Source organism: Neotamlana laminarinivorans, from assembly GCF_020523925.1.
In the GTDB taxonomy this organism is placed as follows: Bacteria; Bacteroidota; Bacteroidia; order Flavobacteriales; family Flavobacteriaceae; genus Neotamlana; species Neotamlana laminarinivorans.
The window spans coordinates 369,058-385,582 of sequence record NZ_JAJAPW010000004.1; the positions used below are offsets into that span (position 1 = coordinate 369,058).

A 16,525-nucleotide genomic window follows, 5' to 3' on the forward strand; every position below is an offset into this window, starting at 1 on the left:
AATCCCTCGATGAGGGTCATTATACTACGATAGTTATTAAGTAAGTGAAGATGCCTACCACAGCACCAGCAATTAGAACAAATACTAAAACACGAGTAATACCTTTTTTAAGGTCTGCGTTCTCGCCAAAGAAATGACCAGCATTAAATAGGAATCCAACAAGAAAGATGACGCCCAAAATGATTGGGAAAATGGTTCTAATGGTATCTGAAACATCATTTACAGAATCTTCAATACCACCAATTTGCGCAAAGCTTGATGCTGATGTCATCAAGAATGCGAGTAAGATAAAAATTGATTTTTTCATAATTATTTGGTTTAGCCTGTAGAGGCAGTTTCTAATTTTATTTTGTGAAATCTATTATGAAATGAAGATGAAGGAAGAAAATCTCTAAATTTTAACGCTAATTGGTGTTAAACTTTTGAAGATTATTAAGGAAGTGATTGATTTCTTGAATATTGTGTAATCTAAAACGATTATTATGAAAACATTAAATCAAATTGCATTACTGTTATTCTGCCTAGTTTTTCTAAATCTATCTTATGCGCAGAATGGTAAAGACCAAGCAAGAAATCCTATTGTAATAATAGATCCTGGACATGGAGGAAAAGATGCTGGAGCAACAACCAGAAATGGTATAAAAGAAAAAGATATTGTTTTGGGTATTGCTTCTAAAATAGTGGTACTAAATAACAAGCTTGTTGAAAATCCTTTAATGTTATTTCTAACTAGATATACAGACACATTAATATCTCTAGGCGATAGAACGGAACTAACCAAAAGACTAAAAGCTGATATATTTATTTCAATTCATTGCAACCAAGCTATAAACAGAACAGCATCAGGAACAGAAGTTTTTATTCATCCGAAAAGCGAAGTGCAAGCTGAAGAATCTGCCTATTTAGGGTTTACTATTCAAAAAGGATTAACTGATATACTTGGCATTAATAACAGAGGTGTCAAATATGGCAATTTTCAGGTGTTACGAGATATCGACGATAGTAGTGCAGCCGTTCTTTTAGAACTTGGGTTTTTGTCTCAAACGGATGAAGCTATCTACTTAACTAAAGAAGATTCTCAAAATGCTGTTGCTTTGGTTATACTTCAATCTATTATTAAATTTCTGGGGTTATGAATGAGTTTATGTATGCTATTGTAAGGAGCTTAAAAGAAATTCTATTAGTGTTATTTAATTTTTTATTCCGAAAAATAAAATTTTAATTAAATATTGACATTTTGTCAGAATTAGATGAAATATGTCGTTTTGATAATGTTGGTCAGCTTATTGATGTAAATGTTAAAGAAATTATAATATTTATATGCAAGATAAACCAAGACTCAAAATATTGTCCATAGATGGAGGAGGAATCAAAGGTGTTTTTCCTGCTAAATTTTTAGCCTTGCTTGAAGAAGAAATAGGAGAAGGACAAATACACAAGCACTTTGATATTATAACTGGTACTTCAACAGGAGGCATAATAGCTTTAGCTCTTTCATTAGGCATTCCAGCAAAAAAAATTCTTGAACTTTATAAAGACAATGCACACACTATTTTTGGAAAAAAGAGATGTAATATTTTTAGACGTGCATTTTATAGTAATAAACCGTTGGAAGCCCTTTTAAAAGATATATTCAAGGAATATCATAACAAAGACGAACATCCCAGAATAGATGATGCAAAAACAAAACTGCTAATTCCTATTTATAGCTTAACTGATGGTTCAACGCAAGTTCTTAAAACACCACATGCATCAGATTTAATTTTAGATAAGCATATACCTATGTATATGGCGGCAATGGCAACATCGGCAGCACCTACTTTTTTTAATCCTTATTCAAATAATTTTAAAAAAATTGATTCTACAACGGTTGAGAGTTTTACCAATAAAGTAGATGGCGGTGTTTATGCTAATAATCCGAGCATGATTGCACTTATAGAAGCACAAACTAGATTAGAAAGAGAGCTTTCCGAAATAGATTTACTTTCATTAGGAACAGGGCAAAAAATATTTTCCAATGCCAAGAAGAAAAAAAGATGGCAAGTTTTTTATTGGATTTGGAAAAAAAGAATTATCGAATTGTTTATGCAAAGTCAGTCACAAATAGTACATAATTCTATTTCTGTATTGAATAATTTTAATAACGATTTTAATTATCATAGAATTGATTTAGAGTTTGATGAAAACTTTAAAGTTGCTATGGATGAAAAAAACGCAAATAAATTGGAGGCTTTAGCAGAGCGAGCAACCAGAGAATATCAAAAAAATTGTAAAGATGTATTGGATACCTATTTTGGCAATAGGTAGTTACCTATTACTCAAAAACACTAATGAAAAGAAACCTAGAAAAAAAACTTATAATATGGCAAACTGTAATAAACTTTTTAAAGACTACAATGGTAATTTAACAATCAAGTCGGCAAAAAAAGACCGTCTGAAGGAGTCAAAAAGAGTATTAAGAGATAGAATTAGAAAGTATTTCAAAGATAATCATCCAGAGTATGTGCCTGAGTTTTATATTCAAGGTAGTTACAAAATGAAAACGACTATTGTAACGAAAGATGATGATTGTGATTTAGATGATGGTGTCTATTTTAAAAGAGAAGTAGGAGTAACTGGTACAACACTTCAAAAATGGGTTAAAGATGCAGTAATTGATGCTACTTCCGCCGACCCTCAACATAGAAAAAGATGTGTTAGGGTTATTTATGCAGCAGATTATCATATTGATTTTCCAGTTTACTATTTTCAAGAAGATTGGGAGCATCCTCGTTTAGCAGTTAAAGATGAGGAATTACAAGAGAGTGATCCAAAAGAGGTTATTGATTGGTTCGCTAGTGCTAAAGATGGGAATGGTCAATTAGTGAGAGTAGTAAAGTTTTTAAAGGGTTGGGGAGATTTCAAAAGAAATAAAATGCCAAGTGGCCTAGCTATGTGCATATTGGCTGAAAAAAATATTAAATATAACGATAGAGATGACATTTCGATAAAAGAGACATTAGAAGCTATTAAGACGACATTAAACGATAGTTTTGAATGTATTGTTCCAGGAACACCATATGATGATTTGTTTTCAGAGTACGATGATTCCAGAAAAAATAATTTTCTTTCAAATCTTGACGACTTCATAGAAGATGCTACGAAAGCAGTTGAAGATGAGCCTAATCAGTTAAAATCAAGTAAACTATGGAGGAAACACTTTGGAGATAAGTTTCCATTAGGAGCAGATGAAGATGTTGACGCTAAAGAAAAAGCATTACTAGCTCAATCAGCAAGTATTCTATCAGGTACTGCGCATACAAAAAGAGATGGGTCAATAAGTGATTCAGGAAGTGTGAAAAATAAACCGCATACTAATTATGGCGGGAAGTAAATTTCATAAAAATAGAACCCAAAAATCATCAAGAGCAGATTTAATTAAAAGAGCTATTTTAATCCGTGAAAAAAAATTACTAAAGACGTATTTTGATTTTTTGGATTGCAGTATTAGTAAAGGTGTACTTATTGTAAAAGGTATTTGTAAGCCAACAGACCAATCACCAGAATACCATTATACTTTAACTTACAATGCTTTGACACCACCAAAGATTTTAGTTGATTCACCACAAATTGAGTACAACGACGAAATACATATGTTTCCATCAGATAACTCACTTTGTCTATATCATGCTAAGTCAGATGATTTAGTTTGGGATTCACGAAATCATAATCTCTATGATACTATTATCCCTTGGACTCAAGAATGGTTCGTTTATTATGAACTGTACAATATAACTGGTAAATGGGAACATCCGCATATAGATCATAGGCTAAACAAATTAGTAGAATAATTGCTGTAAAAATTAAAGTATTAATACAATGCAAGAAGTAACTTTTATTAATTTATCTAAAGCAAAATCTAAAGATTTAAACATTAACATCTTTGAAAATGCAAAACGTTTAAAATCTGATTCTTCAGTATTAGTTGATGTAAACAAATCATATAGCAGCGCAAGTTCTTTACTTATTTTGAGTTCCGAAGAAGTCATAAAAGCAATATTGGTATTATTGCATAGTCATGGGTACAGAGTGTATTTACTTAAAGATGCTAAAGGGTTTTTTAAAAATCATGAAATAAGACATTCACTTCAAATGCTTATTGAAACTGGAATGTCTCTATTTGATACAATTGATAACTGGGAAAACAGAAAATTAAAAAAGCAAATTCCTAACACGAAAAAGAAATGGCTTAATAATACATTACAATTTTTATCTGATGCAGCATTTGTATTGTCAAATGTTAGTACTGCAATTAATAGGATTGAGGGAATCAAAAAGTTCAACGACTTAAAAAATGCAGGTTTTTATGTAGATTATAGAAATGAAATTTTAATTCCACAAAAAACTGTCAATAAGGAGGATTATAATTCGATTTTAGATACATCAAACCGACTGATTATATTTTATAAACAATTGAGAATTTTATTTCATCCTTCAATCACAAAGCATTTGTCAAATGATAAGATTGAAGAAATAAAAAATGGGCTACATACCTTCATAAATGAAGCTTTAAAAGACTTTTCTTTTAAGGAGATAAATAAAATTAAGTAGTTTAAATATCAATATTCCCCCAAACCAAAGGATGTTCACTAGCAGCAACATTTCTATTTGATACAGATTTGTAGATTAACCATTGTGGATGTTTTTCTGGTCACATCGCTTTGCGATTTAAGTAATGCCTATAATTTAGACTTAGTATATCCTTAAAGTATTAAATTGATGTAAAATTAATGACTTAAAGTTACTCTTTTAAAGTAAAAAAGAAAAATTATCTTTACGGGATAACAACGACTAAAAACTTACTTTATCCTGACGTATATGCGGGATATGAAACAAAGAGGTTGTTATATAACACATTGCCAGTAATTTGAACAACCTATGTACATTATTAACTTCAGTAAATTAAGAGTTGGAGATATTCTTCTGACTCGAAAACATGACAGAGAGTGTGAATTGATTAGAAAATCAACCAAATCTGATTATTCTCACGCAATTCTTTACGTTGGTGTCGGAAGTGGAATCGAATCTAATGGTCTTGGCGTTCAATCAATAAATACTGCACGAACGATATATAAATTCCCAAATGATGTCCAAATATTAAGATATAACAAATCAAATTTTGAGAGCATTATTGAAGATGTAATAAATTTTGCAAGACAAAAAATAGGAACTGAATATTCAACAAAGGAAGCAAGATTATCGAGGTTGGAAGAGACTATTCAAGCAAAAGAAACAAACAGACAATTTTGCACACGTTTTGTGGCACAGTCGTATAAAAACGCTGGAATTAAAGTTGTTCCAAATCCAGATTATTGTTCACCAAAAGAATTAATAGAATCTGATTTTTTTGACTTAATAGATAGTTGCTTAGAAAAAGGAACTAAAGAACAAATTGATTATGCAAATGAAAAGGACAATCCTATTAGTCAACAGACTGATATAACTAACGATATCTTTGAATTTGCAAGAAGCATTTCCAATACAGATATTCAAACTTTTGAACAACTATCTAAATATGTTTTAGAGAATAGAACGAAAGAACCTGAAATAACGGAATTTATTCGCAATTCTGGATACCTAACGATGTGGAAAAAAGACATTAAAAGGAATCCTTGGTATTATGATTATCAAAAGGCTATAGAACATTATAAATGTTCGGAGGAAAGAAAAGGAAATGGAAAGTTTTTTTCAGATACAGAAGAATATACAAGACATCGATTTTTGGTGTCATTAGATGCAATGAAATTTGGATATAGTTTTTATGAACAAGATTTTTTTAAAGACCAAATTGAACTTTGCGAAAAACTAATCGAATTAAGTAAGCAAAGAGAATATGTAGGAAATAAACTTTTGAGCGAATAAAAAATTACTGGCAATAAAGCCGTGTATAATTAATGGCTAATTCTTGCCTACTTACGAAAATTCTCTCGCCTTCTATTCGATTTTTATTTGCTAAATTAGGTACTTAAAACACGCAACAAACCATATACAATCACATTAGTAGAAATTATGACAGAAAACTTTGGATACAAATGAATATTTATTTTGATGAAGCTGGAAATACTGGCCAAAACTTACTTGATGAAAATCAACCTGTTTATGTTTTAGTTTCACACAATTTTTCAATTGAAGAAGCAGAAGCTATATTATCCCCAATAAAAACAAATTCCTCAGAAGTTCATTTTAAGAATCTAAAAAAATATCCAAAATATCAAAAACCAATAAAGGAAATATTAAATAATCCCTTGATTAAATATGAACGCATCAAAATTGCTTATTATAATAAAAAGTATGCTCTTTGCGCACATTTAGTTGACCAGTTAGTCGAAACAACCTTTTACAATCTAGGTCTAGAATATTATGAAAACGGACTGAATATTATGTATGCTCAGTCTCTCTATTTACAAGCTCATTTGTTTGAATCAAAATTTGAATACACCGAATTATTAGAACGATTTCAAAAAATGATTAGAAACAAAGATTTTGAATCGATAGATTCCTTCTATTTGAAAGCAGAAGAAATTTTTAATCACATTAAAAAAGAAAGTGAAAAAAACTTTTTCTTTCCAATCCTAAAAAGTAAAGACTTTATTGAGGACATACTAACATCAATCAATAAGTTTTCTATTGATTTAGCATTGCCATCCTTAACAATATTGAGTGATGTTTGGTATAAAAATGAAAATGTTAGTATTAAAATTATTCACGATGATTCAAAACAAGTTGAATTTTGGAAAGACTACATTATTTTTATGGCAAAAGACATTTCAAAGAAAAAAGTAGATGTTGGATTTGACGACAGAAAAATGACCTTTCCATTGCAAATAGATTCAATCGAAATGGTTGACTCGAAAAATCATATTCAAATACAACTTTCGGATTTAATTGGAAGTTCATTCGCCTATTACGCTAAAAACATCTTACTTGAACAAAATGAAAAAGATACACTTTCTAAGATAATTTCTGATTCGACATTGGCTAAAATGAATGTTCATCCATTACAACCCGATTTGTCATTTTTTGAGAAAGACTTTGAGAAAGGAGAAAATGATATAAATCCACTTGATTTTTTAGCTGAAAAAAGTTTAGATAATAAAGATAAATTTAATGATTCATACCCAAAATAACTTCTGCTAACATCCGAATATAACATATAGATTGGTTAATTAATAAGTTAGTGTAAATCTATCTTACCCCAAACCAAAGGATGCTCACTAGCAGCAACATTTCTATTTGAAACAGATTTATAGATAGACCATTGCGGCTGTTTTTCTGGCCACATCGCCTTGCGATTTAAGCCACTATCTTTCATTTTATTGAATAAAGCAGGAGAGAACAACATGTAGTCTTTTTGCTTAATATTTACACCCATTCTGTAAGCGCCTAATCTAAAATAAGTGCTATCATTTCCCTTATCAATATCCACTTCAAACGAGAGATGTTTTGTAATGTCTTTAAGGTCTGTATCTTGTATTAGCGGCGATAGAGAATTACAATAAGATGGCGCGTTGAATGTACCTGCAATTATGATATTATTTTTGCCTTCAGCAATCAACTTTTTGTAAACTTCAGCAATCTTATAAACTTGTTTTTTTCTAATTTTATCAGACCGTTTTCTATCTTTTGTAGGCTTTCTTAAATAAGTATTTAGTAACCAAATAGTTTCTTTTGATGGTGTGCTAATTTCATATTCAATCAAATTTTTGCCATCATCATTTGTCGCTGCATTGATATTATGTGTTCTAACAGCTTCTAGATTATAGCCTTGTCGCAATGCTATTCCCATTTCTAAACTATTCATATCATTGCCTTGAATCACAAAAGAGTGGTTAAAAGGTTTGCAGTCAAATTCTGGTAGAATGAGCTGGTTAAAGTCCTCAAATGAAGCTCTATCCTCAATTTCTTGTAGCAGTATAATATCTGGATTTACAGTTGCGATAACTTGTGCTTTATGTTGTGTTGATTTAGGATGAATAGGAACGGTTTGTAGTTTTATCCATCCATTCCAATCTGTGAGATTACCAGCTTTATTGTCAATGGAATGGCTTAAACCTTTCATAAACAGAAAACCTGCTTTTCGTCTCAAAACAGCATAAGGACGAGGACTTGATTTTTCAAAACCAATTAAAAATGATAATTCTCTAATCCGATCTTGCTGGTTCAATGATTTAGAAGGTTCAAGCATGAGTTCGTCAAGCTCAATTGTCCAATTGGCAGTTAGATTTTTGGTTAGTTTTTCTAGAAGACTTCTGTCTCTATGGAATAAGTTCTGGACATTAAAAGTTGCTATTTTCATAATTTCTTAGTTTTTATTTTCTTTTATCGCAAGAGTCTTCATCGAATGCTACCAGATTAAATAATTCTCGCATTCTGCTTCTTACTCTATTGCCATACAAATCTTCCAGTTCTTCAGCATTTAGATTTGTGGTAGCATGTGTTTTAATTTTGTGGTCTATGAAAAGTTCGTGACGTGAGAGAAGAATTTCGCCCATGACATTACAATCTTTTCCGTAGTGTCTTCCAATGGGTTCAATACCCAAATCATCAAAACAGAAAAACTGCCTACACCCATAATCCTCGATAGTTTTGTAGCCAATGTGATTGAAACCAAATACGATATTTCTGGAAGGAATCAGGATGTATGGTTTTTGTAATGGAACAATGTTTTTTAGCAATAGCATCAAGCTCGTTTTGCCACAGCCAACAGGTCCAGAAAGTAAAATGCCTTTATCTGGATCTATCTCGTTTTTCTCGCAATTTTCTTTGTCTTTTATAAAATAATGGCAGAGTTTTAAAATGATTGGATGGTCTTCTTCGTAGATTTTAAAACCGTTACCAAAGAGCATTTTTCCTTTGACATCGAGGTAAATTAAGATTTTTTCAAAATCGTACGTCACTTCTTTGCCATCAAACGTACCAATGTCATACGTTTTGTGTTCTTCGACTATTTTACAAGGGTTGACCATAATCTTTGTTTTTACTGGTTCTCAGGTTATCCTTTTTTTGAGGAACTGCATCTGCAGTTTCAAATTCATTGGCTTTAAGCATCCAATTACTTGCAGTAGCATGCCAATCTTCTATTTTTATTTTGCCACCAATTTTCCAACCAATGCCTTGGTAGTGGTTGTAGAATTTCTTGGCTTCATTATCTGGCCATTTTTTCTTTTTAAAAAAATCAATGACTTCAAATTCATTTTTTGGTAGCTTAGTTTTATTTATGTTTTCTATTTGTTTATTAATGTTTGTATTACGTATCAATGCTTGTTCACTACTTGTTTCAAACTCATTCACAACTTGTTCAGAGGTTGTACCGAAATTGAACAACTTGATTTTACTGCCTTTATATGGATTGTGTGAAGGGAAATATTTTAGATAATCCCATGAATCCATTTGTTTTAAACAGCGATGATAAGTTGCTGTCGAACCAATTTTTGAAAGTTCCATAACTTCTTGTCTGTCTATGTAAAATTCTTCTCGAAATCGGTTTAAATTCCAAAACTGAAACAAAGCCATATATAAGCTTACATGAGTTGTATTTAACCTTTTGTCTGCATAGACTTTTTGAAATACAGCATTGAGATGTTTTATATAATTCATACATCCTTAATCGATTTTGTGGTGTACTCGGTTATTGTCCATGACTTTCTGAATTTCTTCGGAATCATAAAAAATGATGCCACCAACTTTTGTGTAGGGTAGTGTACCTTTAATTCGAAGATTCTGTAGAGTGCCAGGACTAATTTGGAGTAAGTCCATGAGTTCTGAAGATTTTAGATATTTCTTCAGCTTACCTTGCGCTTGTTTACTTAAAAGTTTTTTGATGTCATCAAGTAGTTCAAGTTTGAAATCCATTAGATCATCTGTAGTAATAATTGTTGCTGGCATAGTAGAACTGTTTTTAGAAAAGAACTACCATTTTGCTTTCAATTAAAATGATAGTCCTTGACCTGATTTGACTTTCGTTCTACAAATTTGAATAGTATTGATGGATTTTAATCACAAGTAAGACCAGAGTACGGTCAAATTTTAACATTATTAAATTTGATGCTATTTGTTGGGTTTTGATGTTGTTATGAGTGAATTGCTGATTGGAAAAAGTCGATAATTGGTATAAAAACATGAAAGCAGGAGGTCAACCGTATGTGGTTAAAAAATGAAGATTTTTTTATTCTTCAGCGCTATCCATTTGCAGAAGTAAACCATTGGATAAATCATCCAAAAATTTGGTTCTGCTTATTTTCCGAGATTTAATTTCAGAGAATATTTTATAGAAATCCCCAATATCAAAATGTAATACTTTTTGTAAAGCTGTTGCAATTTCTTTAATATCTACATTACCATTATTAATTACACGATTAAAATAAAGTGCATAGATTAATTCGGTTAATGCAGATTTAGAAGATGTCCATTTTAGATTTGTATTATCAATTTCATTTGTAGATTTTCTATTCTTTATTTTATCAAGCCTCAATTTTAGGTAATTCATAAAAAGCTTGTAGGCTTTAATCTTACCTAAAAGCATATCACGAGGCGTACTAAAATCTGGATCTTGGAAATAAAACTTAGATGATGTGATTGAGAAATTGTCTAAATGCCTTCTAGTGTAATATTGCTTATCAAAATGATAGAGGTTTGCTTCTACATATTGGTTAAAATCAATATTGTATAAATAAAATCGATTTAGCTTTCGAAGTTTTTTCTTTAATGTTTTTTCTTGGTCTTGAACATTTGATTTTGGAAACTGAAGCTCAAAAGAGCGAATTTCGGTATAATAGATAAGTTGAATTAAAGAGGTTTGTTTTTGATGTTTGAAGAATTCTACTTCCTTTGGAATTGAGACAAAATCAGTTTTAATAATAGCTTTTCTAAAATCATTTAATGTATTGCGTGATAGGATGATGATTTGTCTAGACGTGTCAAGAATGGATGAAGAACTTTGTTCAATTTTTTCAAGTTTATTAGTGTAAATAGTATTGCGTAAGGTAAAATCCATCACAAAAGTTTAGTTATACACGCGGCACCCAATAGATAATCTATTGATTTTTAATAGTATTTGGTAGATTTTAGGTTAGTTTAATAAAGATGACTAGAAAAACATGAATTAAGGATAATAAACTGTGTAAATTTTGCGTATTTGCTATGTGAATTTTATACACAATTCATAAATACTATTCAAATTAGTTTATTTATTCACTTTATCAATAAGTTCTTGTCTGCTCGAACAGTTTGATTTGTTAAAGATATTAGAAGCGTGCTTTCTAACTGTACCATAGGATATAAACATGTTTTCAGCTATTTTTTTATAACTGTAGCCTTCTATTATCTGAAGTACAATTTCATTCTCTCTATTTGTAAGACCGTATAGGTCTGCAATATCTTGATCCAATTTGTAGGTGTTCTTTAATCGATATAAATAACTATTTACTTCCATTATGGTCACAAAAAAGAAAGAGGATGTCATTATGGAATGCGTTATGGGTTGAAAATCGCCAAAATAAGTTAATGCTGGAAGCATAACTAAAGAGAATATTGAACTTAAACCTAAATTCGTTTGGATTTTAAAATAGCTGTCTCTTTTAGTTTTCTTTTTAATCACTAGAAAGAAATACACAATAAAAACTATGGAAAGTATAGTAGGGAAAATTAGAAATAGACTTCTAGCGAAGTCTAGAGAACCTGTATAGTAGTATGGAATAATAAAAAGTAACGCAAAACAAAGGGAAAGAATGATAATCAAGTTCTTTATTTTGAAAAATGTATTTGGTGTTTTAATATTGAATTCTTTATATAAATACCAAACTAGATAGATGCACATTAATATTGAAATAGCATAAGTTATTACATATTGAATTATTTTAGGACCAGGAAAGTTGTCGTCTGGTAACAAGCCATTCAAAATATTGTACAGTAGAAAAATAATAGCTAAAATTAGATAGCGATACTTGGATTGAATGTTTTGACGCTTCCCTAATCCAATATTAAAAAGTTGAAAAACAATGATAATGCCAATAACAATACACAAGAATAGCACCACCCAATGCATAGATGAAGCATAGGTGTATTCTGGGACAAATCGATATTTTTGTATTAAGTAAAACATATAACCACATGTACAACAATATTTTAACTTAAAATTTCGAGAGTAATAAATATAACTTATCTTAGTGTAAATTGAAAATAGTAGAGCGTAAAATGCTGAATAACAAATATAAACTAGGTTTTTTCCCTACGCCTTTGGAGAAAATGAATAACTTATCTCAAGTTTATCCAAACTATAATTTGTATATAAAAAGAGATGATAACTCAGGTTTGGCATCTGGTGGAAACAAGGTAAGAAAACTGCAATTTTTCATTTATGAGGCTTTAAGCAAAGGTTGTGATACCATTATTACTGCTGGAGCACAACAATCTAATCATTGCCGACAAACAGCAGCAGCTTGTGCTAAATCTGGATTAGAATGTCATTTACTGCTAGGAGGTAAAGAGCCTAAAAATTACAATGGTAATTTGTTGCTTTCTCATTTATTAGGAGCCAAAATTCATTTTACTGGAGATAATAGAAAAGGAGAGGACATAATCAAATTAAAACAAGACTTAGAAGTACAGAAAAGAAATGTTTATGAAATCCCTTATGGTGGCTCGAATATGCTAGGAGCTTATGGTTTTATAGATGCAGTTAAAGAATTAAAGAAGCAACTCTCAGAAAAGAACTTAAAAATCGATTATATTTTCTTCGCTTCAAGCTCTGGTGGTACACAGGCAGGACTTAAGCTTGGTGTGGATTTATATAATCTTGATATAAATTTAATGCCTATCAGTATAGATAAAATTGGTTTAGGAGATAAAACATTAGACGATGTTGTTTTAGAAATACTTAATCAAGGTCAAAAAGAATTAGGTATTAAAAAAGTATACTCAATTAAAGATGCAACACTTATTAGGGATTACGATAAACCTGGTTATGGAGTAATTACTCAAAACGAAAAGATGTCCATAAAACAATTGGCTCAAAGTGAAGGTATATTGTTAGACCCTGTTTATTCTGGTAGAGCTTTTTACGGAATGATAGATCATTTGAAAAGTAATAAGATAGAAAAAAACTCTAATGTCCTCTTTTGGCATACAGGTGGTTTACCAGCAAATTTTTATTATTCCGAAGAACTTTTAAAATAACTTAAAAGTTAATTACTTCTTCTAAGGCATCATCAGCTTCTTCATGGATAAAGTTAGCTTGATAGATTAAAGTCGTTTTTAAATCACTATGTCTATATAGTTTCTGAAGCATTCTAGGATGAATCTTATTACCAGCGATATTTCCAAAACTATGTCGAGCAATATGGTTAGAAAGATTTTTGTCAATTTCACACATATCGCCAATTCGCTTCAAATATTTGTTAAGCAATTTAGTTGCGTTTCTAGTTTTTCTAAAAATATCTTCAGTATCAGATTGATTCACATCTTTCAGGAAAGGAAAGATAAAGCTATTGTTAGCTTCCTTTTCTTGTTTGTAATATTCTAGTATTGCTTCCGCCTTCTCAGATACTTTAAGACTTAATGGTTTTTCATTCTTATTCATTACGTAGAACAAACGTCCATCTTTAAAATCTGACCATTTTAATTTTATTGCATCCGAAATTCGTATTCCAGCGAAGTAAAAAGCAAATAGCCATACGTTTTGAGTGTGCCATATTGAGGTGTTAGGTTCTAATTCTAAAAGTTCAATCTGCTCTACCTCGTTTACAATGAGACCTATCTTATGACTAGAGCCAATACGAATTTTTTCTTTTTCACCACCGAAAGGATAAAATTTGGAATCTACTATACCATTTTTAATAGCCTTATTAAAAAGAGTACGGATAAATATGAGTTGATTAGTTATGGTACGTGTTTTTTGTTCAAGATAGACCGCACAAAAATCTTTATACCTATCCAAAAAAGATTCATTTATATCTTGAAACTTCAAGGATTTATTCTTTTTAAAGTGTTCAACAGAATCCATAAAAGTATGCTCACCTTTTCTTCCTTTACTAACTCGTGTCTTTCTACGTTCTTTAATTCCGTTAATAACTACATTTTTTTCATGTGAGTTATTATGGTTTAAAAATTCTTCTAAGTTGTATAAAATTGATAATTCAGATTTTGCAACTGAAAATACATCACGTTCATATTTGCTTTTAATTCTACCTGAGGCAACATTGAAAAATGATTTAGAACCACCAGCACCTCTTAGTTTTAACTTGACCTGCTTTGGTGTGATTTTGTCTTTAGAATCGAAGTAAACATCATTAGCTTCAGTAAGTTTTTTTAAAAGAAAATTATTAAGTTTTTTAGCGTTTGGATGTGTTTTTTTTACTCTTCCTGCATTTTTATCCCAATCTTTTTCTAGCACATACTGTCCAAGCCATTTATAATTTGTCTTATAATTTTCACTAATACGAATTGCAAGTGGGATAGTTTTATCTTTGCGAATCATATTTTTCCGAAGTACTATTTTAATAATCGCCATAATCACTTAACTTAGAATATAAAGATAATCAATTTTAAAATAGTTAGTACAGAATAAGTACAGAATAATTTGATTTTAATTGTATTTAAATGCTATCGTTTAAAATGTAAAGTAGTGAATAACATAAGTTTTACTAGAGAATGAGGTGTTTACTGTCTTGATACCTTTAAGCTCATAACCCGAAGGTCACTGGTTCGAGTCCAGTTCCCGCTACTAAGAAAAGCCAAGTACATTTGTATTTGGCTTTTTTATTTTATAAACTTATTTAAAAAATGAACAATAACTTTGTAAACGAGTTTTTTGGCATAGGGATATTAAATGGAAAAACACCAGAAAATTTAGGTGTGTTATGGCGTTCTGCTCAAAATTTAGGTGCTAGTTTTATTTTTACAATAGGTAATCGTTATGCCAAACAAGCTTGCGATACACACAATGCAGTAAAATCGATGCCATATTTTCATTACGAAAATTTTGAAGAATTTTTTAATAATTTACCCAAAGGAGCAAGAATAGTTGGTGTAGAACTTCATGAAAATGCAGAAAACTTGGAATCATTCAAGCATCCTAGGCGCTGTGTGTATTTATTAGGTGCTGAAGATCATGGTTTAACTAATGAAGCTATTCAAAAATCTCATTTTTTAGTTAAATTTAAGTCGCAGTTTAGCCTTAATGTTTCAGTAGCTGGTAGTATTGTTATGTACGATAGGCAGCTCAACAAAGCAAGGAGTTAGGTTAAGTGTTTTTTTGCATACTGTTAAAATAGACGAATTCAAATCACTAAAGTCAGGCAATCATTATATTTGTTAAAAGTAATTTGTTTTAAAATTTAATACGTGAATACAAAAAAAATAACTTCTCTCGCAATATCTATATTACTAGTTACATTATTGTTTAGCTGCAAAAAAAAATCAAACTCCAATAATCAAGAAAATGATTTGGTTAAAATTGAAGTTCCAAAGGCACCAGAAGGTATGGTTTGGGTAGAGGGTAAAACCTTTACACAAGGCGCAAAACCTGGAGACAAATACGCTATGCCTAGAGAAAAACCAGCTCACCAAGTAACTGTTAACGGTTTTTTTATAGATATTACCGAAGTAACAAATAAACAGTTTAAAAAGTTTGTTAAAGAAACAGGTTATATTACAATAGCAGAACGCCCAATAATTTGGGATGAAATGAAAAAAGATTTGCCTCCAGGAACTCCTAAACCACACGATTCTGTATTACAACCAGGAAGTTTAATTTTTAATAAAAATGTAAATCAAGTAGCAACCATGGATAATTATACCCAGTGGTGGACATGGAAAATAGGAGCAAACTGGAAACATCCCGAAGGTCCAGAAAGCAGTATAGAAGGAAAAGATGATTATCCTGTAGTGCACATTGCATATCAAGATGCCTTGGCTTATTGTAAATGGGCGAACAGACGATTACCTACCGAAGCAGAATGGGAAGCTGCAGCTCAAGGAAATTTAAAAGATAATATTTATACCTGGGGAAATAATCCAGAACTATTAACCCAAAAAGCAAATACATGGCAAGGTGTATTTCCAATAAAAAACCAATCAGAAGATGGATTTGAACTTATTGCTCCGGTAAAATCATTCGAACCTAATAGTATAGGTTTGTACGATATGATGGGAAATGTTTGGGAGTTAACTAGCGATTTATTTAACGTAAATTATTACCAACAAATTAGTAACAACGAGCCATTAATAAACCCTACGGGAGCAAGTACAAGTTACAGTCCTAGTAATCCTTATCAAGAAGAGCATGTAATAAAAGGAGGTTCATTTTTATGTCATGCATCTTATTGTGCTAGCTTCAGAATCTCTGCTCGAATGGGTTCAAGTCCAGATTCAGGCTCCGACCATTCAGGGTTTCGTACTGTAGCCACTTTAAACATGATAAAATAGAATATTTATTATTTATGGGTTAGTTTTCTGATTTGTAGTGTTTTAAATATCTAATATGTAAGTT

General features: G+C 30.8%; 18 protein-coding genes. 10 read left to right on the top strand and 8 right to left on the bottom strand.

Features of this window, described 5'->3' with window-relative positions; genetic code table 11:
• Positions 1 to 19: 19 nt before the first annotated feature.
• Positions 20 to 307 carry a hypothetical protein gene (locus LG649_RS11025; protein WP_034043657.1) on the bottom strand — a complete coding sequence of 96 codons (288 nt, stop codon included), beginning with the start codon at positions 305 to 307 and terminating at the stop codon, positions 20 to 22.
• Between the two features lie 175 nt (positions 308 to 482).
• Here LG649_RS11025 and LG649_RS11030 point away from each other — a divergent pair, with 175 nt between their 5' ends.
• The 7 genes from LG649_RS11030 to LG649_RS11060 all read left to right on the top strand — a co-directional run bounded on the left by LG649_RS11030 (position 483) and on the right by LG649_RS11060 (position 7,166).
• A complete protein-coding gene (locus LG649_RS11030) occupies positions 483 to 1,136 on the top strand; it encodes an N-acetylmuramoyl-L-alanine amidase family protein (RefSeq protein ID WP_226543870.1) in 654 nt (217 codons plus the stop codon).
• Positions 1,137 to 1,320: 184 nt separating this feature from the next.
• Positions 1,321 to 2,307, top strand: a complete 987-nt coding sequence (locus tag LG649_RS11035; RefSeq protein WP_226543871.1) for a CBASS cGAMP-activated phospholipase — start codon at positions 1,321 to 1,323, stop codon at positions 2,305 to 2,307.
• Complete coding sequence (locus LG649_RS11040) at positions 2,276 to 3,373, top strand: CBASS cGAMP synthase (RefSeq protein WP_226543872.1); 1,098 nt, start codon at positions 2,276 to 2,278, stop codon at positions 3,371 to 3,373. The genes LG649_RS11035 and LG649_RS11040 overlap by 32 nt, the downstream gene beginning before the upstream one ends.
• Positions 3,360 to 3,830 carry a hypothetical protein gene (locus tag LG649_RS11045; RefSeq protein WP_226543873.1) on the top strand — a complete coding sequence of 157 codons (471 nt, stop codon included), beginning with the start codon at positions 3,360 to 3,362 and terminating at the stop codon, positions 3,828 to 3,830. The genes LG649_RS11040 and LG649_RS11045 overlap by 14 nt, the downstream gene beginning before the upstream one ends.
• Before the next feature lie 28 nt (positions 3,831 to 3,858).
• Positions 3,859 to 4,590: an AbiV family abortive infection protein gene (locus LG649_RS11050; RefSeq protein WP_226543874.1), complete on the top strand. Its 732-nt coding sequence runs from the start codon at positions 3,859 to 3,861 to the stop codon at positions 4,588 to 4,590.
• A 327-nt stretch (positions 4,591 to 4,917) separates the two neighbouring features.
• Entirely contained in the window at positions 4,918 to 5,901 is a 984-nt protein-coding gene (locus LG649_RS11055; protein WP_226543875.1) for a YiiX/YebB-like N1pC/P60 family cysteine hydrolase, read from the top strand.
• 170 nt (positions 5,902 to 6,071) lie between these two features.
• Positions 6,072 to 7,166: a DUF3800 domain-containing protein gene (locus tag LG649_RS11060; protein ID WP_226543876.1), complete on the top strand. Its 1,095-nt coding sequence runs from the start codon at positions 6,072 to 6,074 to the stop codon at positions 7,164 to 7,166.
• Between the two features lie 47 nt (positions 7,167 to 7,213).
• On the opposite strand, the gene LG649_RS11065 is transcribed toward LG649_RS11060, so the two are convergent.
• The 6 genes from LG649_RS11065 to LG649_RS11090 all read right to left on the bottom strand — a co-directional run bounded on the left by LG649_RS11065 (position 7,214) and on the right by LG649_RS11090 (position 11,935).
• On the bottom strand, positions 7,214 to 8,335 hold the full coding sequence (locus LG649_RS11065) for an endonuclease/exonuclease/phosphatase family protein (protein ID WP_226543877.1): 1,122 nt from the start codon (positions 8,333 to 8,335) through the stop codon (positions 7,214 to 7,216).
• Between the two features lie 13 nt (positions 8,336 to 8,348).
• Positions 8,349 to 9,005: a P-loop NTPase family protein gene (locus LG649_RS11070; protein WP_226543878.1), complete on the bottom strand. Its 657-nt coding sequence runs from the start codon at positions 9,003 to 9,005 to the stop codon at positions 8,349 to 8,351.
• A complete protein-coding gene (locus LG649_RS11075) occupies positions 8,989 to 9,552 on the bottom strand; it encodes a hypothetical protein (protein WP_317197660.1) in 564 nt (187 codons plus the stop codon). Before LG649_RS11075 ends, LG649_RS11070 begins: the two co-directional genes overlap by 17 nt.
• 90 nt (positions 9,553 to 9,642) lie before the next feature.
• The gene (locus tag LG649_RS11080; protein WP_042506661.1) at positions 9,643 to 9,924 is read right to left on the bottom strand and encodes a helix-turn-helix domain-containing protein; all 282 of its coding nucleotides are present in this window, start codon (positions 9,922 to 9,924) and stop codon (positions 9,643 to 9,645) included.
• Positions 9,925 to 10,204: 280 nt separating this feature from the next.
• Positions 10,205 to 11,032 carry an RteC domain-containing protein gene (locus LG649_RS11085; RefSeq protein WP_226543879.1) on the bottom strand — a complete coding sequence of 276 codons (828 nt, stop codon included), beginning with the start codon at positions 11,030 to 11,032 and terminating at the stop codon, positions 10,205 to 10,207.
• Between the two features lie 189 nt (positions 11,033 to 11,221).
• Entirely contained in the window at positions 11,222 to 11,935 is a 714-nt protein-coding gene (locus LG649_RS11090) for a helix-turn-helix transcriptional regulator (protein WP_226543880.1), read from the bottom strand.
• A gap of 296 nt (positions 11,936 to 12,231) precedes the next feature.
• On the opposite strand from LG649_RS11090, the gene LG649_RS11095 reads away from it, so the two are divergent.
• On the top strand, positions 12,232 to 13,212 hold the full coding sequence (locus tag LG649_RS11095; protein ID WP_226543881.1) for a D-cysteine desulfhydrase family protein: 981 nt from the start codon (positions 12,232 to 12,234) through the stop codon (positions 13,210 to 13,212).
• A 1-nt stretch (position 13,213) separates the two neighbouring features.
• Here LG649_RS11095 and LG649_RS11100 read toward each other — a convergent pair whose 3' ends face one another.
• Positions 13,214 to 14,545 (bottom strand): tyrosine-type recombinase/integrase, encoded by a 1,332-nt coding sequence (locus LG649_RS11100; protein WP_226543882.1) that lies wholly within the window; start codon positions 14,543 to 14,545, stop codon positions 13,214 to 13,216.
• 272 nt (positions 14,546 to 14,817) lie between these two features.
• On the opposite strand from LG649_RS11100, the gene LG649_RS11105 reads away from it, so the two are divergent.
• Both LG649_RS11105 and LG649_RS11110 read left to right on the top strand, forming a co-directional pair.
• Positions 14,818 to 15,276, top strand: a complete 459-nt coding sequence (locus LG649_RS11105; protein ID WP_226543883.1) for an RNA methyltransferase — start codon at positions 14,818 to 14,820, stop codon at positions 15,274 to 15,276.
• A 102-nt stretch (positions 15,277 to 15,378) separates the two neighbouring features.
• Complete coding sequence (locus LG649_RS11110) at positions 15,379 to 16,461, top strand: formylglycine-generating enzyme family protein (RefSeq protein ID WP_226543884.1); 1,083 nt, start codon at positions 15,379 to 15,381, stop codon at positions 16,459 to 16,461.
• Positions 16,462 to 16,525 lie beyond the last annotated feature (64 nt).